This is a genomic window from Streptomyces sp. WMMC1477 (assembly GCF_027460245.1).
In the GTDB taxonomy this organism is placed as follows: Bacteria; Actinomycetota; Actinomycetes; order Streptomycetales; family Streptomycetaceae; genus Streptomyces.
Genome location: NZ_JAPZBD010000003.1, coordinates 3850819 through 3871305, shown reverse-complemented (window position 1 = coordinate 3871305; position 20487 = coordinate 3850819). Strand labels below are relative to the sequence as shown.

General features: G+C 73.7%; 15 protein-coding genes. 3 read left to right on the top strand and 12 right to left on the bottom strand.

What is annotated here, in order from left to right:
* Nucleotides 1-136: 136 nt before the first annotated feature.
* From O7609_RS17410 to O7609_RS17400, 3 genes are all read right to left on the bottom strand, one after another.
* A complete protein-coding gene (locus O7609_RS17410) occupies nt 137-571 on the bottom strand; it encodes a hypothetical protein (protein ID WP_269736070.1) in 435 nt (144 codons plus the stop codon).
* Nucleotides 568-2217, bottom strand: a complete 1650-nt coding sequence (locus O7609_RS17405) for a hypothetical protein (protein WP_269736071.1) — start codon at nt 2215-2217, stop codon at nt 568-570. The genes O7609_RS17410 and O7609_RS17405 overlap by 4 nt, the downstream gene beginning before the upstream one ends.
* 132 nt (nt 2218-2349) lie before the next feature.
* Nucleotides 2350-3312: a trypsin-like peptidase domain-containing protein gene (locus O7609_RS17400; RefSeq protein WP_269736072.1), complete on the bottom strand. Its 963-nt coding sequence runs from the start codon at nt 3310-3312 to the stop codon at nt 2350-2352.
* Between the two features lie 120 nt (nt 3313-3432).
* Here O7609_RS17400 and O7609_RS17395 point away from each other — a divergent pair, with 120 nt between their 5' ends.
* On the top strand, nt 3433-4713 hold the full coding sequence (locus O7609_RS17395; protein ID WP_269743859.1) for an alanine racemase: 1281 nt from the start codon (nt 3433-3435) through the stop codon (nt 4711-4713).
* Between the two features lie 70 nt (nt 4714-4783).
* Here O7609_RS17395 and trhA read toward each other — a convergent pair whose 3' ends face one another.
* Nucleotides 4784-5422 (bottom strand): PAQR family membrane homeostasis protein TrhA, encoded by a 639-nt coding sequence (trhA, locus tag O7609_RS17390; protein ID WP_269737225.1) that lies wholly within the window; start codon nt 5420-5422, stop codon nt 4784-4786.
* A 422-nt stretch (nt 5423-5844) separates the two neighbouring features.
* On the opposite strand from trhA, the gene O7609_RS17385 reads away from it, so the two are divergent.
* Entirely contained in the window at nt 5845-7671 is a 1827-nt protein-coding gene (locus O7609_RS17385; RefSeq protein ID WP_269743858.1) for a phosphoenolpyruvate carboxykinase (GTP), read from the top strand.
* A gap of 214 nt (nt 7672-7885) precedes the next feature.
* The gene (locus tag O7609_RS17380) at nt 7886-8305 is read left to right on the top strand and encodes an SCO4983 family protein (protein ID WP_269736075.1); all 420 of its coding nucleotides are present in this window, start codon (nt 7886-7888) and stop codon (nt 8303-8305) included.
* A 67-nt stretch (nt 8306-8372) separates the two neighbouring features.
* Here O7609_RS17380 and O7609_RS17375 read toward each other — a convergent pair whose 3' ends face one another.
* The 8 genes from O7609_RS17375 to O7609_RS17340 form a co-directional block, all read right to left on the bottom strand.
* Complete coding sequence (locus tag O7609_RS17375; RefSeq protein WP_269743857.1) at nt 8373-9584, bottom strand: pyridoxal phosphate-dependent aminotransferase; 1212 nt, start codon at nt 9582-9584, stop codon at nt 8373-8375.
* A 185-nt stretch (nt 9585-9769) separates the two neighbouring features.
* Nucleotides 9770-11299: an FAD-binding oxidoreductase gene (locus O7609_RS17370; protein WP_269736077.1), complete on the bottom strand. Its 1530-nt coding sequence runs from the start codon at nt 11297-11299 to the stop codon at nt 9770-9772.
* A gap of 208 nt (nt 11300-11507) precedes the next feature.
* Entirely contained in the window at nt 11508-12320 is an 813-nt protein-coding gene (locus O7609_RS17365; RefSeq protein ID WP_269736078.1) for an aminotransferase class IV, read from the bottom strand.
* Between the two features lie 3 nt (nt 12321-12323).
* Nucleotides 12324-13556 (bottom strand): FAD-dependent monooxygenase, encoded by a 1233-nt coding sequence (locus O7609_RS17360; RefSeq protein ID WP_269736079.1) that lies wholly within the window; start codon nt 13554-13556, stop codon nt 12324-12326.
* Between the two features lie 31 nt (nt 13557-13587).
* Nucleotides 13588-15180, bottom strand: a complete 1593-nt coding sequence (locus O7609_RS17355; protein ID WP_269736080.1) for a class I adenylate-forming enzyme family protein — start codon at nt 15178-15180, stop codon at nt 13588-13590.
* Nucleotides 15181-15264: 84 nt separating this feature from the next.
* A complete protein-coding gene (locus O7609_RS17350) occupies nt 15265-16755 on the bottom strand; it encodes an AMP-binding protein (RefSeq protein ID WP_269736081.1) in 1491 nt (496 codons plus the stop codon).
* Between the two features lie 49 nt (nt 16756-16804).
* Nucleotides 16805-18988, bottom strand: coding sequence for an aminodeoxychorismate synthase component I (pabB, locus tag O7609_RS17345; RefSeq protein ID WP_269736082.1), 2184 nt, complete (start codon nt 18986-18988; stop codon nt 16805-16807).
* 53 nt (nt 18989-19041) lie between these two features.
* The gene (locus tag O7609_RS17340) at nt 19042-20442 is read right to left on the bottom strand and encodes a 3-deoxy-7-phosphoheptulonate synthase (protein ID WP_269736083.1); all 1401 of its coding nucleotides are present in this window, start codon (nt 20440-20442) and stop codon (nt 19042-19044) included.
* Between the last annotated feature and the right edge of the window lie 45 nt (nt 20443-20487).

Below are 20487 nucleotides of genomic sequence, written 5' to 3'. Positions count from 1 at the left end.
CCCGGGCCAGGCCCCGGCCCCCGGCGCAGGTTCGGGCTCGGTCCCGGGCCAGGCCCCGGCCCCCGGCGCAGGTTCGGGCCCGGGCTCGGTGACCCAGGTTCCGCGTTCCTCGTCCCAGTACGCCACGGCCGCCCGCTCAGCCCAGCAGGGCCTGGACGGCCTGGACGACGGGGGCCGCGGCGGCGAGGGCGGCCACCGCACTGCCGCCGGAACGCAGCAGCTCGCGGAGGCGGCCGAGCCGTTCGCGTTCGGCCTGGCCGGTGCGCTCCAGCTCCGCGAGGCTCTCCCCCACCTCGGCCACGCCCTCGGCCCCGGGGGCGAGCATGGGCAGGCCCCGGCGCAGCTCGCGGACGGCGGCCAGGAGTTCGGGGCTGGCGGTGAGGACCTGATGACCCGCCTGGTTCCGGGCGTGCTCGCCGGAGGAGACGACGGCTCCGGGCGAGTCGTTGACGGCCTGGGCGCCTTCTCCCGCGGCGACGGCGCCGCCGCTCATGTTCCGGACGTAGACGCCCCCCGAGACCCGGACGTTCCGCGTTTCCGGTGTCGGCTCCTGCTCGGCTTCCCCGTTCATTCGCTGCTCTCCCGTGCCGCTGGTTCGGTGGACTTCTGCGTGGCGGTGGACGTGGTGGCGCGGGCCTTGGCGCCCGTGCCCGAGGCGACGGCACCGCCGCTCATCTCCCCGATGTAGACGCCTCCCTGGGAGACCTGGACGATCTGCTGCTGGAACTCGTCCGTCTGGAAGCCGGAGGTGCGCAGGGCGTCCCGCACCCCGCTGGCGATCCGGTCCTGCACGGTCTTGATGTAGCGGCTGACGTCCATCTCCTGGAAGAGGGAGAGCTTCGGGGTGCTGCCGAGCTCGCGGATGGACGTCTTCGGGCCGTCGGAGACGGACAGGTGCGGCTTGCGCATCCACAGCCGGAACGCGCCCGCGACGGCGGAGCCGAGGGTGCGCAGGCTGTCGTAGAGGGCGGTCGGGGTGTCGCCCAGAGCCCGTACGGCGGACCGGCGGTTGTCGTTGCGCGCCGGGTCGGCCAGTTCGTCGATGCGTGTGAAGGACCTGCGCACCGGGGTCAGCACGTGCGGGACGACCTCCAGCACCAGCATGCCGCCCTGGGTGTGGACGCGGACGAGGACGGAGACGACGACCTGCTCGTGCCAGGCGCCGATGCGCACGCGGAGGAAGTATCTGCGGCCCTCGCCGCCCTCGTCGACGGCGACGTCGAGGTGTTCGCGGATGTGCTCGGCCCGCCGGGAGACCGCCGGGCGGGCCACGCCGCCGGGCAGGTAGACGAACTCCTCCATCTCCAGCGAGCGCAGCCGGTCCATGCTGTGCCGGGCACCGGCGGCATCCCGCAGGGCGGTCAGCCGCGGGGTGATGAGGTCGACGACCTGACGCGGGGTGAGCGACTCCTTGGACGTGCTGCCGGGCTGCCGCTTGAGCTCCAGGGCGAGGGACCACGGGTTGTGCGGGAGTCCGGCGCCGAGGAAGGGTTCGAAGGGGTCGTAGACGGTCAGCGGTGAGTGCTGTTCCTCGGTGATGGCCGCCTCGATGCGCCGGTACCGGTCGCTCGCCGGAAGCCGGGGCGGCGGCGCGGTGCGGAACCCCTCGCCGGTCAGCTCGCGGCGCAGGAGCGACATGAGGTCGACCTGCTGGGCCCACAGCGGCAGGGCCAGGGCGAAGGGCATCAGCAGGCCGGCCCAGGCCGTCGGGTCCCCGCTGATCGCGGCCAGGAACACCGTGACGACGTACAGGGCCATCAACAGCCAGCCGAGCAGCCGCCCGATCCGCGCCCTGGACGTCTGCGGCTGCCGGGTGAGGAGCAGCAGCAGCCCGATGAGGGCGAAGAACAGCGGCCAGACGGTGAAGAAGCCCAGCGGTGAGGCCCCGAGGGCGGCCGCTGTGCCGGAGGCGGTGCGGCCGAGGCCGATCGTCAGGGCGAAGAACAGCACCCAGACGACGAGCACCCCGACGGCCTTGCCGATCTCCTGGGACCGGGCGCGCAGGGCGTGGTGGAGCACCGAGACGACGTCCACGCCGAGTGAGGGCGGCACGGGGCGGTCCTCGTGGGCGACGAGCTCGTCGATCACCTTGGTGCGGAACGCGTGGTCGAGGTAGACACCGCCGGAGAGCAGCCGGGTGGCTTCGGTGTGGACGTAGCGGCGTGGAGTGGCGGCGGGCTGGGCGCCGTCACCGGTGTCCTGGGCAGGAATCGTCATGCGCGTCCCCCGACTCGTCCGGCGAGTTGGCTGCGTATGACCTTAGTCACAGAGGGTCAGGTGTGCAGGGGCGCACAAGGGTGTCAAAGGGGCGTGCGGAGAAGCAGACGCGCCCCGCTCGCCGGAGCAGGCCTACGGCCGGGGCAGTGAGCAGCCGGGGGCGTCGAGGTCGAGGGTGCCGCCGGGGCGGAAGCAGCGGGTGAGGACGCTGGTCTGCTGGCCGTAGTTGGTGCCCTGCCGCACGGTGACGGTGCCGTCGGCGCCGACCTCGCAGGGATTGTGCACCGTGCAGCGACCGCCCTCGTCGTTGCCGGTGCTGTTGACGCCGACGACCCGGCCGGTGGCGCGGTCGACGACGGGGGCGCCGGAGGTCCCGCCGACGGTGGCGCACTCGGGGGTGTAGCGGAGGGAGTCCGCCATGGTCCAGCGGCCCTCGCGCAGCAGCGGGACGACGCCGTCGATCGCGCAGCGGTAGACGTGCTTCCAGTACCCGGCCGGGATCTCGATGGCGGTTCCGGCGGCGGGACGGCGGGCGGCCAGGGTGCGCGGGACGGCGCCGTGGCGGGCTCGGATCGCGGCGTAGGTGGAGGTGAGCCGGTAGACGGCGACGTCGGTGCCGGTGACGGTGGCGTAGAGGAGGCGGTCGGCGCGCAGGGTGCCCAGGGCGTCCCCGTCGACGTCCAGCAGGGTGAGCGTGCGGTGGGCGGGCTCGTCGGCGCGCGCCTCGCCGGGCTGGGGCACCCGCCCCGGCAGGCAGTGGCCGTTGGTGAGGGCGAGGGCGGGGTCGGCGGGACGGGAGCGGGGCAGGCGGACGACGGCGCCCGAGCAGTTGCTGAGGGCGACGGTTCCGGCGAGCCCGCCCGGCGAGTCGGGGGCCGGTGGGGGCGGCCCGGAGAACCCGGGGCCGGCCGGGGCGTACCCGGGGCCGATCGCGGCGGGGACGGGGGCGGCGCCGAGGGCGGTGGCGGCGACGCACAGGAGCGCGGCGCCCGCGGTGCCGAGGCGCCCGGGCCGCCGCCTCGGCTTCCGGGAACACCAGGCCCGTGCGCAGGGCCAGGCCCGCGCGGAACGCCGTGGCTGTGCGGAACGCGTCATCGCCCGTCTCCCGTGCCGGCCTGCTCCCTGTACGGGGAACTGGGCCGCCGCCGACGGGTTACGCACCGGCGGGCCCCACTGGGCCGAACCGGTGACGGGCGCCACGAGTAGGCTTCCCGAATGGTGGATTTCGGCTTGAAGGCGCTGCGGGACGATGTCGTCGACCATCGGTTCAAGGGCTTGCCGCCGGACGCCGAGGGGCTGACGGTCGGGGCGTTGGCCGAGGAGCGGAGGAACCTCTTCCACGGCGGCTTCACCACCCCCGTGCTGGCGCTGTCGGCCGAGGCGCTGGAACACAACCTGGCGGCCCTCCAGCGCTACACCGAGCGCCACGGGCTGGCCTTCGCGCCGCACGGCAAGACGTCGATGGCGCCGCAGCTGTTCGCGCGGCAGCTGGAGCGCGGGGCGTGGGGCATCACGGTGGCGACGGTCGCGCAGGCCCGCGTGTGCCGGGCGTTCGGGGTGCGGCGGGTGTTCCTGGCCAACCAGCTCGTGGACGCGGCCGGGCTGCGCTGGGTCGCGCGGGAGCTCGCGGCGGACCCCGAGTTCCGGCTCGTCTGCTACGTGGACGCGGTGCGGGGCGTGGAGCTGATGGAGGCCGCGCTGCGCGAGGCCGGCGCCGGACGGCGGCTCGACGTCGTCGTCGAGCTGGGCGCGGCGGACGGTGCGCGCACCGGCGTGCGCCGGGAGGCCGAGGGCGTGGAGGTGGCGCGGGCGGCCGCGGCGTCCGCCGCTCTGCGGCTCGTCGGTGTCGCCGGGTACGAGGGCGAGGTGCCGGAGCCGGACGTGGCGTCGGTGACGGCGTGGATGCGGCGGTTGACGGCGCTCGCGCAGTACCTCGACGGGCTCGGCCTCTTCGAGGGCGTGGACGAGGTCCTGGTCAGCGCCGGCGGCAGCGCCTGGTTCGACGCGGTGGCCGACGTCCTGGAGGAGTTCGGGCAGCCGCTGTCGGTCCCGGTGGTGAAGCTGCTGCGCTCGGGCGCGTACGTGTCGCACGACGACGAGCACTACCGCGCCCTGACCCCGTTCAACCGGGTGCCGGACGAGGGCGGGCTGCGGGCGGCCTTCACCCTGTGGACCCAGGTCCTCTCGCGCCCGGAGCCGGGGCAGGCGTTCGTCAACGCCGGCAAGCGGGACGCGGCGCACGACCTGCACCTCCCCCGGCCGATGCTGGTACGCGACGGGGACACCGGAGCGGTGCGTCCGGCGCACGGGCTGACGGTGACGGCCCTGTCGGACCAGCACGCCTGGCTGCGGGTGGCGGAGGGCACCGAGCTGGCCGTGGGCGACTGGGTGGGGCTCGGCATGTCCCACCCGTGCACGATCTTCGACAAGTGGCAGCTCATCCCGCTCGCCACGGCGGACGGCACCGTCACCGACTACGTGCGCACCTTCTTCTGAGCGGGCGCGGGCGCCGCAGGGCGGGGCCGGGGGCGAGCGCGTTCGCTCGCCCCGCCCGGGGAGGTCAGCGTCAGCCGTGTTGGTAGGCGACGATCGAGATGCCGACGTAGTGGACGACGAAGGCGGCCAGCGTGAGGGAGTGGAACACCTCGTGGAAACCGAACCAGCGCGGTGAGGGGTTCGGGCGCTTGATGCCGTAGATGATGCCGCCCGCGCTGTAGAGGAGCCCGCCGACGATCACGAGGACGAGGACGGCGATGCCTCCGGCGCGCAGGAAGTCGGGGAGGAAGAAGACGGCGGCCCATCCCATGGCGATGTAGCAGGGGGTGTAGAGCCAGCGCGGGGCCCCGACCCACAGCACCCGGAACGCGATGCCGAGGGCGGCGGCCGCCCAGATGCCCCACAGCAGGAGGTCGCCGCGGGCGCCGTCGAGCAGCAGGATCGTCAGCGGCGTGTAGGTGCCGGCGATGATCAGGAAGATGTTGGCGTGGTCGAGGCGGCGCAGGACGGCGCCGGCCCGCGGGCTCCAGTCGCCCCGGTGGTAGAGGGCGCTGACGCCGAAGAGAAGGCAGGCCGTGAGGGTGTAGACGGCGCAGGCGACCCGGCCCCGGGTGGAGTCGGCGAGGGCGGTGAGGAATATCCCCGACGCCATGACCGCGGGGAACATGCCCGCGTGCAGCCAGCCCCGCAGCCGGGGCTTGAGGGGCATGGCCTCCGACGGGTACCCGGCGGGGTCACCGGACGCGGGGGCACCGGACGCGGAGGTCGTCGCCGAAGGCGCTTCCGCCGCGGTTGCGGGATGCTCGGACACGTGCTCGGGAGCGGGCTGGGGCCCGGACTCGGAGGCGGCGACAGTCATGGCCGTCAGCGTACCTACGCCCCCGTAGGTGAAGGAGTGGGGTTTACCCCCTGGACTGCGGGTGTACTCAGCACTACTCAACGAGTGGCGATGCTCACCTGTCGGCCCTCTGGACACATACGAGCGGAGAGAGTCATGATCAGATGAGCGTGGTCGACACCGGATGAGCATCGCCGCAGCGTCCGGGTCGCAGCCCCCACGGGGCCGAAGCACAACCCAGGAACAACACCGCCCTGGGCGGTCAAAAAACCCTCTCACCCTCTGGAGCGATTGTGGCGCGCAGTACTGCGGCTCCCACCCAAGCCCCCACCCAGCACCGTGAACTGGTGTCCTGGGTCGACGAGATCGCCGCCCTCACCCAGCCCGACCGCGTCGTGTGGTGCGACGGGTCGGAGGCCGAGTACGAGCGCCTGTGCGAGGAGCTCGTCGAGAAGGGCACGTTCACCAAACTGGACCCGGTCAAGCGCCCCAACTCCTACTACGCCGCCTCCGACCCGCGCGACGTCGCCCGTGTGGAGTCCCGGACGTTCATCTGCTCCGCCAAGGAGGAGGACGCGGGCCCCACGAACAACTGGATGGCCCCGGGCGAGATGCGCGAGATCTTCGCCGGTGAGCAGGGCATCTTCCGGGGCTCCATGCGGGGCCGCACCCTGTACGTCGTCCCGTTCTGCATGGGCCCGGTCGGCTCCCCGCTGTCCGCCATCGGCGTGGAGATCACCGACTCGGCCTACGTCGCCGTCTCCATGCGCACCATGACGCGCATGGGCCAGGCCGTGCTGGACGAGCTGGGCACCGACGGTTTCTTCGTGAAGGCCGTGCACACCCTCGGCGCCCCGCTCGCCGAGGGCGAGGCGGACGTCCCGTGGCCGTGCAACGACGACAAGTGGATCTCCCACTTCCCCGAGGACCGCGAGATCTGGTCCTTCGGCTCCGGCTACGGCGGCAACGCGCTGCTGGGCAAGAAGTGCTACGCGCTGCGCATCGCCTCCGTGATGGCCCGCGACGAGGGCTGGCTGGCCGAGCACATGCTCGTCCTCAAGCTCACTCCGCCGAAGGGCGAGGCCAAGTACATCGCCGCCGCCTTCCCCTCCGCCTGCGGCAAGACGAACCTGGCCATGCTGGAGCCGACGCTCCCGGGCTGGACGGTGGAGACCATCGGCGACGACATCGCCTGGATGCGGTTCGGCGAGGACGGCCGCCTCTACGCGATCAACCCGGAGGCCGGCTTCTTCGGCGTCGCACCGGGCACCGGTGAGCACACCAACGCCAACGCGATGAAGACGCTGTGGGGCAACACCGTCTTCACCAACGTCGCGCTCACCGACGACGGCGACGTCTGGTGGGAGGGCATGACGGAGGAGGCCCCGGCCCACCTGACGGACTGGAAGGGCAACGACTGGACGCCCGAGTCCGGCGTCCCGGCCGCCCACCCCAACGCCCGCTTCGCCGTCCCGGCCGCGCAGTGCCCGACGATCGCGCCCGAGTGGGAGAACCCGAAGGGCGTGCCGATCTCGGCGATCCTCTTCGGCGGCCGCCGCGCCTCGGCGGTGCCGCTGGTGACGGAGTCGCGCGACTGGCAGCACGGCGTCTTCCTGGGCGCGAACGTCGCCTCCGAGAAGACGGCGGCCGCCGAGGGCAAGGTCGGCGAGCTGCGCCGCGACCCGTTCGCGATGCTGCCGTTCTGCGGCTACAACATGGGCGACTACATGGCCCACTGGATCAAGGTCGGCAAGAACGCCGCCGACCCGGCGAAGCTGCCGACGATCTACTACGTCAACTGGTTCCGCAAGAACGACGAGGGCCAGTTCGTCTGGCCGGGCTTCGGCGAGAACAGCCGCGTCCTGAAGTGGATCGTGGGCCGGCTGAACGGCGAGGCCGAGGGCGTCGAGACGCCGATCGGCACGGTGCCGGCGAAGGGCTCGATCGACACCGCGGGGCTCGACCTCTCCGAGGCCGACCTCGACTTCCTCCTGACGGTGGACAAGGAGGTCTGGCGTGAGGAGGCCGCGCTCGTGCCGGAGCACCTGAACACCTTCGGCGACCACACGCCCAAGGAGCTGTGGGACGAGTACCGGGCGCTCGTCGAGCGTCTGGGCTAGCCGTACCCGGCGGGTCCGCCGCGCAGAGGGGGTGCCCCTTCCCGCGCGTCGTCCTCTGCCGGTCCACCGTGCTCGCCCGTGCGGTTCCCCGCGCCCGTTCGGGGCGCGGGGAACGTCCGTGCCGAGCGTCAGTCGGCGAATGCGCAATGCATCGGCTACAACTTTAGACAAGGTCCAAGCTAGGATGGTCTCCCGAAGCACGCAGGAGGCCTCCATGTACGAACCGAGTCGAGCGCACCGCGGAACGTCCGTCCACTCCGTCACCGAGCAGGACGCGGCGGCCGACGGCTACCCCCACCGCTCCCGCGAGGAGGAGCTGGACATCCGGCTGGCCGGCCATCTCACCGCCCTGCTGACGGTCACGGACGAGCTGCGCGTCCTGGCGCCGAGCCCGGAGCTGGACACCGCCGCGCACCGGCTGGCCACCCAGGTGGCCCGGCTCCGCGGCGCTCCCCCGCAGCGGGCCGATCCGACGTCGAAGCGCGCGGAGGCCGAGCACGTCGAGGCGCTGCACCGGCGGGCGCACACCCTGGCCGGGAACGCGCTCGTCGTCGCCACCGCGCGGGAGGACGTGCCCGGTGAGGCCCTCGCCGCCGCCCGGATGGAGGCCCACGCCGAGGCACTGGGCCTCTGAGCCGCCCGGACGGCGCCGGCCGCCCGGACGGCGCCGGCGGCGGCGCCGAGCCGGAACGCGGGGAGGGTTACGGCTGGCTGTAGCCGTCCAGGAAGGAACCGATGCGCTGCACCGCGTCCGCCAGCTGGCGGGCCGGGGGCAGCGTCACGACGCGGAAGTGGTCGGGCTCGGGCCAGTTGAAGCCGGTGCCGTGCACGATCATGATCTTCTCGGCACGCAGCAGGTCCAGCACCATCTGCCGGTCGTCCTTGATCGGGTAGACCTTCGGGTCGAGCCGCGGGAACGCGTACAGCGCGCCCTTCGGCTTGACGCAGGTGACGCCGGGGATCGAGGTCAGCATCTCGTGGGCGACGTCCCGCTGCTCGCGCAGCCGCCCCCCGGGCAGCACCAGGTCGTTGACCGACTGGTGTCCGCCGAGCGCCGTGGCCACCGCGTGCTGGGCGGGCATGTTGGCGCACAGCCGCATGTTGGCGAGGATCGTCAGACCCTCGATGTAGTTCGACGCGTGCGCCTTGGGCCCGCACACCGCCAGCCAGCCGCTGCGGTAACCGGCCACCCGGTAGGACTTCGAGAGCCCGTTGAACGTGAGCGTCAGCAGGTCGGGGGCGACGGTCGCCGTCGAGGTGTGCACGGCACCGTCGTAGAGGATCTTGTCGTAGATCTCGTCCGAGCAGACGACCAGGCGGTGGCGGCGGGCGATCTCGGTCAGGGACCGCAGCATCTCCTCGCTGTAGACCGCGCCGGTCGGGTTGTTCGGGTTGATGATGACGAGCGCCTTGGTGCGGTCGGTGATCTTGCGCTCGATGTCCGCGAGGTCCGGCATCCACTCCGACTGCTCGTCGCAGCGGTAGTGCACGGCCGTTCCGCCCGAGAGCGAGACGGCCGCCGTCCACAGCGGGTAGTCCGGCGCCGGGACGAGGACCTCGTCCCCGTCGTCCAGGAGCGCCTGCATCGCCATCTGGATGAGCTCCGAGACGCCGTTGCCCAGGTAGACGTCCTCGACGGAGAGCTGGATGCCCTTGGTCTGGTAGTGCTGCATCACCGCGCGCCGGGCGGCGAGGAGCCCCTTGGCGTCCCCGTAGCCGTGGGCGCTGCCCACGTTGCGGAGCATGTCCTCCAGGATCTCCGGCGGGCACTCGAAACCGAAGGCCGCGGGGTTCCCGGTGTTCAGCTTGAGGATGCGGTGACCTGCGGCCTCAAGCCGCATCGCCTCCTCGAGCACCGGGCCCCGGATCTCGTAGCAGACGTTGGCGAGCTTCGTGGACTGGATCACCTGCATGCGGTCACGATACGGGGGACGGCGCTCCGCCGCGTTATGTTTTTCACCACCTTGGCCCAGTCACCCCCTCCCACCTGCGCCGCCGCCCCGGCCGAGCGCCCGGGGCGGCAGCGCACCGACGGTCGCGGGCACGGGCCTCCGGGTCCGGGGCCCGCCCGTCACCCGGGGCCCGGGTGACGCCGCCGTCAGGGCAGCGGGACGGACTGGGGGAAGCGGAAGAACCCGTGCGGGTCGTAGGAGCGCTTGACGTCACGCAGCCGCGGAAGGTTGGAGCCGTAGTAGGCCGAGGCCCAGTCGGTCAGCGCGGTGTCGGGGAAGTTCACGTAGGACCGCCCGTTGGAGTGCGGGTCGATCGCCCCGAAGATCCCGTCGAGCCAGTGCTGCGCCGCCTCCCGCTCCTCGGCGGGCGGCGAGGCCTCGGCGAGGGAGACGGTGCAGGTGATGCTGTAGAGCGCGTCGCGGTGTACCCAGGCGGTGTCCCCGGTCGCGGGCTGGTTGGCGTTGGCGCCGAGCCCGAGGAGGCTGACGATCCGGGTCTGCCCCGCGCGGCGCTCGGCGTCGAAGGCGGTGAGCAGGTCCTCCACGCCCTGGTGGGAGAGGTTCGCGTCGAACATCCGGCCGCGGTTCTTCACGTACGCCTGGCGCGGCAGCGCCGCCTCCGGGTTGCTGCCGGTCAGGTGACAGGCGTCGACCGTGCGGTCCTCGCAGCCGAAGACCCTCATCATCGCCCGCCGGTACGACAGCTCCTCCACCGCGCGGGTCGCCGGGGGCGCGCCCACCGCCGAGACCAGCTCGGAGAGCTCCCGTTCCAGCTCCGCGACCCCGCCGAAGTGGACGCCGGTGACGATCACCGTGGGAGGGTTCCCCTCCCGGGCGTCCGGCAGCCGCAGGAGCGCGCCGCAGGCCAGGTCGCCGGAGGCCCGGGACGCCCAGCGCAGATAGGCGTGGACGGCCGCGGGCGCGTCGTCCCACGTCCAGGTCAGGGCGTAGTGGCCGACGTGGGTGATCGGGTTGGCGACGACCTCGAACTCGGTGACGACGCCGAAGTTGCCCCCGCCACCGCCGCGCAGCGCCCAGTACAGGTCCGGGTGGGAGTGCCGGGAGGCGGTGACGATCCGCCCGTCGGCCAGCACCACGCGGGCCGAGACGAGCTGGTCGCTGGCCGGGCCGTACTTGCGGTACTGCCAGCCGGTGCCGCCGCCGCTGATGAAGCCGCCGGGGCTCACCGAGGGGCAGAAGCCTCCGGCCACGGCGACCCCGTGCGGCGCGAGCCGCTCGACGGCGTCCACCGACTGCACGCCCGAGCCCATCCGGGCCGTGCGGCCGCAGGCGTGGACGCCGTTCATGCGGGTCATGTTGACGACGAGCCCCTCGGAGGTGGACCAGCCGCCGTAGTTGTGGCCGCCGCTGCGGACCGCGGTGTGCAGCCCGTGGTCCTGGGCGAAGCGCAGGGTGAGGCTGACGTCCCAGGGGTTCTCCACGAGGACGACGGCCTGGGGGCGTATGTCGTCGAACATGGCGGTCGCGAGCCGGCGCGCCTGGTCGTAGGCGGCGTCGTCCGGCAGCACGACGTCGCCCGTGAGCCACCGGTCGAGCCGGTCCCAGGGGACGGAGGAGCGGCGGGGGCGGGCGGCGGCGCTCTGGACGGCCCCCAGCGTGCCCGTGACGGAGGCGAGTCCGGCACCCGCGCCCAGGAGCGCCCTACGGCTGATCATGCGTTCTCCTACCTTTCCGGGGTTCCGCGGTCGGTCGGAACCGGTGGTTCGACGTGCGTTCGGTGGTGGTCTTCGGAGCGGGCCGGGTCGGAGCCCGCCGGTCGGGGCGGGCCGGGTCAGGGCCCGCCGGTCGGGGCGCCCGTCCCGGCAGAGGGCCAGGGCCAGGGCCGGGCGCGGCGGTCACGGGGCGGGGGCCAGGGGGGCGCGGTCACGGGAGGGGCTCCTCCAGGGCGTCGAGGAGCCCCCGCCAGTGCCGCGCCCGCTCCGCGGGGACCGTGCGGTGGCCGGTGCCGACCCACGCGGTCACCGGCCGGATGCCGTGCAGCGCGTTGACGAGCCAGACCTCGCGTCCGGCCAGGTCCTCGGGGCCGACGGGGACGGTGCGCACCGGCACCCCCCGCCCGGCCGCCAGCTCGGTGATCAACGTCTGGGTGACGCCGTCCAGTTGCCGCTTCCCCGCGTCGGCGGCGCACAGGGTCGCGCCGTCCCACCACAGCAGGCTGGCGGTGGTGGACTCGCTGACGGCGCCGGACGGGAGGGCCAGCAGGAGGTCGTCGGCACCCTCCCGCTGCGCCGCCCGCCTCAGCTCGGCCAGCACCGGCAGGTCGGGCCCCTTCCTGGCCGGGGCCAGCCGGGGGTCGGGCCGCGGCGGCAGGAGCACCCGGATGTCGGGCCGGAGCGGCGGGGACGGGCGGACGCGCAGCCCGAGCACCCCGTCGGCGTGCAGCTCCGCGCGGGGGAACCAGGAGCCGCGCCGGGGCAGGGCGGCCAGGGCGGCGTCCCAGAACCGCGCGACGTGCTCCTCCCCGAGGCCCTCCTCCCGGCAGGCGGTCGTGAACCGGGCGCGGTGCCGGCTGCGGCCCCGCATCCGGCCCTCCCGCACGAGCCAGGAGTCCGCCGCGAGGAGCTCGGGGCCGGGGCCCTCCGCCTTCGGCGTCCCCGGCTCCCGCGGACCGGGGACCAGGCAGCCGCCGGCGTCGTCCCAGATCCACCAGCGCGGTTGCGCCTCGTGGCGCCGCACGGTTCAGTACCGCCCGCGCGGGTTGGTGCGGGCGCCGTTCCGCGGCCCGTAGGGCGCCCGTTCCAGCCACTCCCCGCAGGAGGGCAGGACGGGGGCGAGGGCGGCCCCGGCCGCCTGCTTGAGCCGGGTGAGCCGCCGCTTCGGCCGGAGGTGGTCGAGGGCGGTGCGGGCGGCGTCGCTGTTGAAGAGGGCGGCCTCCCGGCGGAGCAGGGCGAACTCGTCCACCGCGCGCAGCCGTCGCCCCGGGGCGTCCAGGGCCTCGGCCACCGAGTCGGCGGCGGCCACCGAGTCGGCGATGCCGCTGTTCATGCCGCGGGCCCCGAAGGGCGGGAAGAGGTGGGAGGCCTCCCCCACGAGCAGGACGCGGCGGTGGGCGTCGGCGAAGCGGTCGGCCACCAGGTGCAGGAAGTGGTAGCGCGAGACCCACAGGACGCGCTCGGCGTACTTGGCGGGGACGACGCGGGGCACCCAGCGCCGCACCGCCGCCTCGTCCGCCCACTCCTCCGGGGTGTCGTCGTCCTTGCACTGGACGTCGAGCTGGAAGCCGCCGGCGAACGGCACCCGCATGACGCTGCGCCCGCCCAGCCCGGGGTGTTCGTAGGTGAAGACGCGCTCCAGCGGCATGGGGTCGTCGGCGTCCTCCTGGATGTCGACGACGACGTGGAAGGCCTCGGAACGGTCGCCCTCCATGGTGATCTCCTGGGAGCGCCGGACGCTGGAGCGCGCCCCGTCGGCCCCGATCACGTACCGGGCGCGCAGCGGGCCGCGTCCGGTGTCGACCTCCACGGCGTCCTCGAAGGCCCGCACGCCCCGCACGGGGGTGCCCCACCGGAAGCTGACGCCGGCCCGGCGGCACGCGGCGAGCAGGTGCCGCTCCGTCTCCACCTGGCGCAGGCTGGTGAAGGGCGGGACGAAGTCCGCGGAGGGGGTGCGCGGCGGGTAGGTCCGCGCGAACACCTCGCGGCCCCGGTAGACGGTCCGTCGGGTCGGCCACACGACGCCGTGGTCGACCAGGGTGCGGTCCAGCCCTGGGCTGATCCGGCCCAGGAGCTGCAGCGACTCCCGGTGCACGAACAGCGCCCGGCTGCCGGGCCGCACCCGGTCCTCGGGCTCGGCCTCCAGCAGCACGACGGGCAGTCCGTGGCTGCGCAGGGCCAGCGCCGCCGTCAGCCCCACCGGTCCAGCGCCGACGACCAGCACCGGCAGCACGTCCTGGGGTGCCTCGGTTTCGGACATGGGTTCCTCGGTCTCCTTCGGCGCGTTCGGGTCAGTCGGAGTCGGCGTTGAGGGCGGGCACGCGGTTCTCGCGCAGCATCTGGGTGATCTCCACGCGGCGCACCTTCCAGGTGGAGGTGCGGGGCACCTCGCCGAACGGCCAGTGGAGCGGCGGGGCGAGCGGGGGCAGCCCGGCGGTGGCCCGCGCCCAGCGCTCCGGGTCCAGCGGGGCGTCGCGGCGGGTGCAGACGATGGGGACGGGCTCGCCGTCGGCGCCGATCACGATGATGGCCTCGAGCAGCTCGGGCAGCCGGGACATCAGGACGTCCTCGACCTCCAGGTTGCTGTCGATGTCGTCGATCTGGTCGATCTCGCGGTCGATGAGGTGCAGCTTTCCGAAACGGCCGAGGTAGCCCATGTCGCCCAGCCGCCACCAGCCCTGGTTCTTGTTCCGCAGGTAGCGCTCGTGCTCGCCGAGGTAGGTCATCACCGTGCTGCGCCCGCGCAGTTCGAGGTGGCCTGGGCGCCCCTTGGGCAGGGGGCGGCCCGCGTCGTCCACGACCCTCAGGCGGATGAAGCCGGGCAGCACGTACCCGACGTCCCGGCCGTCCATCGCGGCCGCGCCCTTCTCCGTGTAGACGGCGCCGGAGATCGGTCCCGTCTCGCTCTGCCCGTAGAGCTGGACGAGCATCGGGCGGCGCCGGGTGGAGGCGGCCAGCAGCCGCTGGATGGTGCGCGGGTGGATGGCGTCGAAGGTGCTGCTGTAGTAGCGCACGCTGGAGAGCGGGGCGCCCTCGGCGTCGGCCAGTTCCTCCCACTGGATGAAGTTGTTGGGGTGGGTCTCGACGAGGCCGGGCCGGTGGCGGACGAACGTGGGCCCGATCTTGTCCGGGTCGGGGTCGTGGAGGACGACGAGCGGGTTGCCGTAGCCGAGGAAGACGCCGAGCGAGTGGAAGAAGCGCGAGTGCACGAAGGACATGCACAGCGCGACGGTCTCCTTCCCGCGGACCGGCCAGGCGATGACCTGCTGCGGCAGCAGCCGGTGGAACAGCCCCCGTGCGTTGTGCACCATGAGCTTGGAGACGCCGGTCGTCCCGGAGGTGTGGGTGATCAGCGTCGGGTGGGTGGGGTGCAGTTTCACCGCCGGGCGGCGCGGGACGTCGTCGAGGTCGGCGATCATCCGCAGCCCGTCGAACCCGGCGGTGCCCGCGAGCACGGTCTCGTGCGTCAACTCCCGCACCGGGACGCCGTCGAGCGGGCCGGCCAGCTTCGCGGCGTCGGTGATCAGCCACGGGCGGTCCAGCCGCTGGAGCAGCTTGCCGACGATCTCGCCGGGGAGCGCGGCCGAGACCATCACCGGGACGGCGCCGATCCGGGAGACGGCACTGGCCAGCAGGGATATGTCGAAGTTGTCGTTCTTGTGGACCGCCACGTGCTCGCTCGGCCGGATGCCCAGGTGCCACAGCCGCGAGGCGAGGTCGGCCACGACGTCGGCGACGGAGGCGTAGGTGAAGCGGGTGCCAAGACCGGGCAGGGTCGCCAGCGGCTCGTCCAGGGTCACGGGCGTGGCGGGGAACTTCCGTGCCGCCTTCTCCCACATGAGGCCGACGTAGAAGGCGCTTTCCGGCAGGCGATCAAGGAACATCTCAGGCTGCTTTCTCTTCTGACGGACGAAAAGGGGCGGGCGGAGACTCCTGGGGGCGGTCGGGTCCGGGCGCGCGGAGGGACGTCACCAGGCGCCGCGGCGCAGCAGGTAGCGCTGGATCTTCCCGGTGGCGGTGCGGGGAAGGGCGCCGACGACCTCCACGCTCCGGGGCACCTTGAACGGCGCCAGTCCGGCGCGGGCGGCGGCGAGCAGTTCCGCGCTCACCGCGTCGGCCCCGGCGGACGCCGGCCGCAGGACCACGAAGGCGCGCAGCTTGGTGGCGCCCCGGTCGTCGGGGACACCGGCCACCGCCACGTCCAGGACGGCGGGGTGCCGGGCCAGGAGACGTTCGATCTCCACCGGCGAGACGGTGATGCCGCCGACCATCTCCAGGTCGTCGGTGCGGCCGTGGTGGACGAGGGTGCCGTCGGGGTTGCGCACCGCCCGGTCGCGGGTGTTGAGCCAGCCGTCGACGATCGTCCGCGCGGTGGCGTCGGGGCGCCGGTGGTAGCCGGGGGTGACGGTCGGTCCGCGCACCCACAGCTCACCGGCCTCGCCGTCGGGGAGCGGGGTGCCGTGCCGGTCGCGGATCTCGGCCTCGAAGCCGGGGACGGGCCTGCCGATCGTGCCGGGCACGTGGTGCGCGGGCCCTCCCGTGGCGATCGCGTGACCGGCCTCGGTGGAGCCGAGCTGGTCGTAGACGGGGGCGCCGAGGAACGCGGTCACCCGCTCGGCCAGTTCGGGGGTGAGCCGCTCCCCCGCCGAGACGGCAGCGCGGACGCTGGAGAACGCGTCGGGCGCCGTCTCGGCGAGCAGGTTGGCGTACGCGGAGGGCACCGCGAAGAGGTAGGTGACCCGGTGCCGGGCCACCAGCTCGGCGATCCGCGCGGGCTTGGGCGGGCCCGGCTCCAGGACGGCCGCGCCGCCCGAACACAGCGGGAAGGCGAGGGCGTTGCCGAGCCCGTAGGCGAAGAAGAGCTTGGACACCGACAGCAGGACGTCGTCGGGCCCGATCTCCAGCACCTGGGCGCCGGCTCCGCCGTGGTACCGCTCCAGGTCTCCGTGCCGGTGCACGACGCCCTTGGGCGCGCCGGTCGTGCCGGAGGTGTACTGGAGGTAGAGGGGGTGGTCGCCGGAGACCGGCGCCGCGGGGGCGGGGGGCCGGTCCGCCGCGTCCCCGAGCAGCTCCTCGGGGGTCGGGCACGGCAGGCCGGGGAAGTGGCCGGCGGTCTCCTCACCGGTGACGGCGAGGACGGGCCCGCTGTCCTCGACCAGCCGGGCGTGGTCGGCCGCCGTGAGCGCCGGGTTGGTGACGACGGCGACGGCCCCGAGCCGGGCGGTGGCGAGGAACGTGGCCACCCAGGCGATCCCGTCGGGGAGGGCGAGGCAGACGCGGTCGCCCTCGGTGACGCCCCGGTCCGCGAGGACGGAGGCCACCCGCGCCGCCAGGGCGTGGATCTCCCCGTGGGTGACGGTCGTGTCGTTCTCGTGGAAGGCGGGGCGGGTGGTCCATCCGCGGTGGGCGCAGGTGGCGGCCAGCGCCGCCGCCGCGTTCCCCGCCGTCTTCGCGTCCATGCTCGGGCTCCTGTCTCGTGTCTGCTCGCGGCTCGGGGTGGGACGCTCGTCAGCCCGGCAGCGGGACCTGGGGCTCGGTGTCGGACGGCTGCCGGGCGGCGTGGGCGCGCAGCGGGGCCGCGGCCTTGAGCAGCACCTCGTCGAACTCGGCGTCGGCGTCGGAGTCGAGGACGATGGCCCCGCCCGCGCCGACCCGCCAGCGTCCGCCGCTGCGCACCGCGGTGCGGATGACGATGTTCAGGTCGGCCGTGCCGTTGGTCGACAGGAAGCCGATGGTGCCCGAGTAGACGCCCCGGGCCTCGTCCTCCAGGGAGTCGATGATCTCCATCGTCCGCAGCTTCGGGGCGCCGGTCATCGAACCGCCCGGGAAGCAGGCCCGGACGACGTCGATCGCGTCGTGCTCCGGACGCATCCGCCCGCGCACGGTGGAGACGAGCTGATGGACCGTCGTGTAGGTCTCGGCGGCCATCAGGCGCGGCACGTGGACGCTGCCGATCTCGCACACGCGCCCGAGATCGTTGCGCAGCAGGTCCACGATCATCAGGTTCTCCGCCCGGGTCTTCGGGTCGGCGGCGAGCGAGTCGCGCAGCCGGGCGTCCTCCTCGGGGTCGGCGCCGCGGTGGACGGTGCCCTTGATCGGCTTCGTCTCCACCGTCCCCGACCGGTCGATCGTCAGGAACCGCTCGGGCGAGGAGCTGGCCACCTCGACGTCGCCCAGCCGCAGGTAGGCCGCGTAGGGGGCGGGGTTGAGACGGCGCAGCGCCCGGTAGTAGGGGTAGCCGTCGCCCTCGGCCGCGGGCAGCCAGGCCGAGGTGGTCAGGCACACCTCGTAGCTCTCCCCCGCGTGCAGGGCGCGCTGGATCTCCTCGATGCGGGCGCGGTACTGCTCGCGGTCGTGCAGCAGCCAGGACTCGGCGTCGGCGCCGGCGGCCACCGGCACGGGCGGAGCCGGGGGCAGGGACAGCAGGGACGCGACGGCGGTGTCGATCCAGCGGGCAGCCGCCACCTCGGTGTCGGGGTCGGACAGCGCGACGACGTAGGTGCACTCCGCGAAGTGGTCGACGACGACGAAACGGTCCACGAAGAGCCACGTCGCGTCGGGGACGGGGGACGTGTGCCGGTTGACCGACCCGAGGTCGCCCTTGAGCTCGTAGCCGAAGTAGCCGACGTAGCCGCCGGAGAAGTCGAACGGGACGTCCGTGAGGTCGGTGCGACGCCTGCGCAGCTGCCGCTGGAGGTAGTCGAAGACGTCGCCGGGGACCCGGCGGGCGGGGTGCCCGGCCCGCTCGACGACGACGCCGTCCTCACCGGTGCGGTAGCGCACCAGCTCCGCCAGGGGCCCGGAGGCGTCGCCCAGGAAGGAGAACCGGGCCCGTCCCGGCTCCACATGGGCGCTGTCCAGCCAGAACGCCGGGGCCGGGGAGTCGCTGTACAGGTGGGTGAAGGCGGCCTCGGCGTCCACGGCCGTCTCGATGGTGCGCAGGTGCACGCGCAGCCCGGCGGACGGCTCCTCGGGGTGGACGAGCCCGGCCTCCGCGCGGGGCGGCGAGGCGTCGGAGGTACCGGTGGACGCCCCGGCGGGGGCGGCCTCGGGGCCCGCGCCGACGGCGTCGGGGACGTCGGCCGACGGGACGGCCGGGCGGGGGCGGAGCCCGTGCCGGACGGTGAGGTCGCGGAAGTTGGCCAGGAGCTGCCGGCCGTACTCGGTGCACACCGACTCGGGGTGGAACTGCACGCCCCACAGCGGGCGGTGACGGTGCCGCAGGCCCATGATGACGCCGTCCTCCGACCAGGCCGTGGCCTCCAGGGCCTCGGGCACCGGCTCGGCCACGCTGAGGGAGTGGTAGCGCACGGCGGTGAAGCCCTGCGGCAGCCCCGCGAACAGGTCCTCGCCGTGGTGCTCGACCGTGCTGAGGAAGCCGTGCCGCGGTGCGGGCGCGGGCCCGACCTCGGCGCCCTCGTTCAGCCCGATGCCCTGGTGCCCCAGGCAGACCCCGAGCACGGGGAGGTCGGCGCGCCTGAGCACGTCGGTGACGATGCCGAAGTCGCGTTCCCGGCCGGGGTGTCCGGGGCCGGGCGAGATGACCACGTTGTCGTACCCGGACAGGTCCAGGGCGGCGGCGGACGGGGCGTCGTTCGTGATGACCTCGGGCTCGGCACCGTTGACCTCGGCGATCAGCTGGAAGAGGTTGTAGGTGTACGAGTCGTAGTTGTCGATCAGCAGAGTGCGCATGGTCGTCGCTTTCTGCCGAAGTCGCGTGCCTCCGGCTTCTGAAGGAGAAGGGCTCACAGACCGCTCAGCAGATCGGCCACGGCGTCGGTGACGAGGTAGGCCTGGGCGTTGCTGAGCCGCGGGTCGCACAGGGTCCGGTAGGCGCGGGTCAGCCCCTCCTCGGAGGAGCAGCCGCCGGCCCCCAGGCACTCGGTCACCTCCTCGCCGGCGATCTCGAGGTGGACGCCGCCGGGCCACACGCCCGCCCGTCCCAGCACCTCGAAGAAGCCGGTGAGCTCGGCGAGGACGTCGCTGACCCTGCGGGTCTTGAGGCCGTTGCCGAGGGTGATGGTGTTGCCGTGCATGGGGTCGCACATCCACACCACGTCGTGCCCGGCCCGGCGGACCGCCCGGACGACCTCGGGCAGCCGCTCGCGGACGTGTCCGACGCCCAGGCGGCTGATGAGCGTGAGCCGGCCGGGGGTGCGGTGGGGGTCGATCCGGCCGCAGATCTCGATGAGGTCGTCCTCCCGCATGCCGGGGCCGACCTTGCACGCGACGGGGTTGGCGATCCCGGCGAGGAACGCCACGTGGGCGCCGCCCACCTGGCGCGTCCGGTCGCCGATCCACGGGAAGTGGGTGGAGAGCAGGTACTGCTGTCCGGTGTGCGAGTCCCGCCGGACGAGTGCCTGTTCGTAGTCGAGGAGGAGGGCCTCGTGGCTGGTCCACAGCCCGGTCCTGGTCCAGCCCTTCCGACCGGGGACCGTCTGGCCGTAGCCGCGCAGCACGGAGCGCAGGCTGCCGTCCCAGGGGCGCACCGGGTAGTCCGTCACGGTCTCGGTGCCGCTCAGCTCGCGCAGCGCCCGCTCGCCGGCCGTCTCGTGGGCCAGGAGCTGGAGTTCGTTCATCACCGCGCGGGCGGTCGCGTAGGCGCGGTGCATGCGCTCGGGGTCCGGGGTCCGGGACGCCTCGTCGGGGGCGTGGCCGTTCACCATGTCCCCGCGGTAGACGGGCAGCGACCGGCCCTCGACCCATTCGGAGGGCTTGGAACGGGGCTTGGCGTGCTGGCCGCCGAGGCGCCCGACGGTGACCGTCGGCAGGTCCAGCCGGTCGCTGACGAGCTCGGCCATGGTGCCGATGGCCTTGTGCTTGGCGCGGGCCGCCGGGAGGGCGGCGGGGCCGACGGGTTCGGCGCAGTCACCGGCCTGGAGGAGGAACGCTTCTCCGGCCCGGACCTGAGCCAGGGCGGAAGCGAGCCGCCGGACGTCGGCCGGTGCCGTCAGCGCGGGCCACAGGGCGAGCCGGTCCTGCACCCGGGCCGCCCGGGAGCTGTCGGGCCACTCGGGCTGCTGCTCGGCGGGCAGGTGCCGCCAGTGCAGGCTGGGGAACGGGTGGGCCGGGGCTCCGGGACGGGCTGCCGCAGCCGCGGCGGGCGTCTCGGAGGGGGCCTGGGTGGGGGATTCAGTCGTCGTCACCGCTCATCACTTCCGTAGACGTGGCAGGGGACTACACGTACTGGT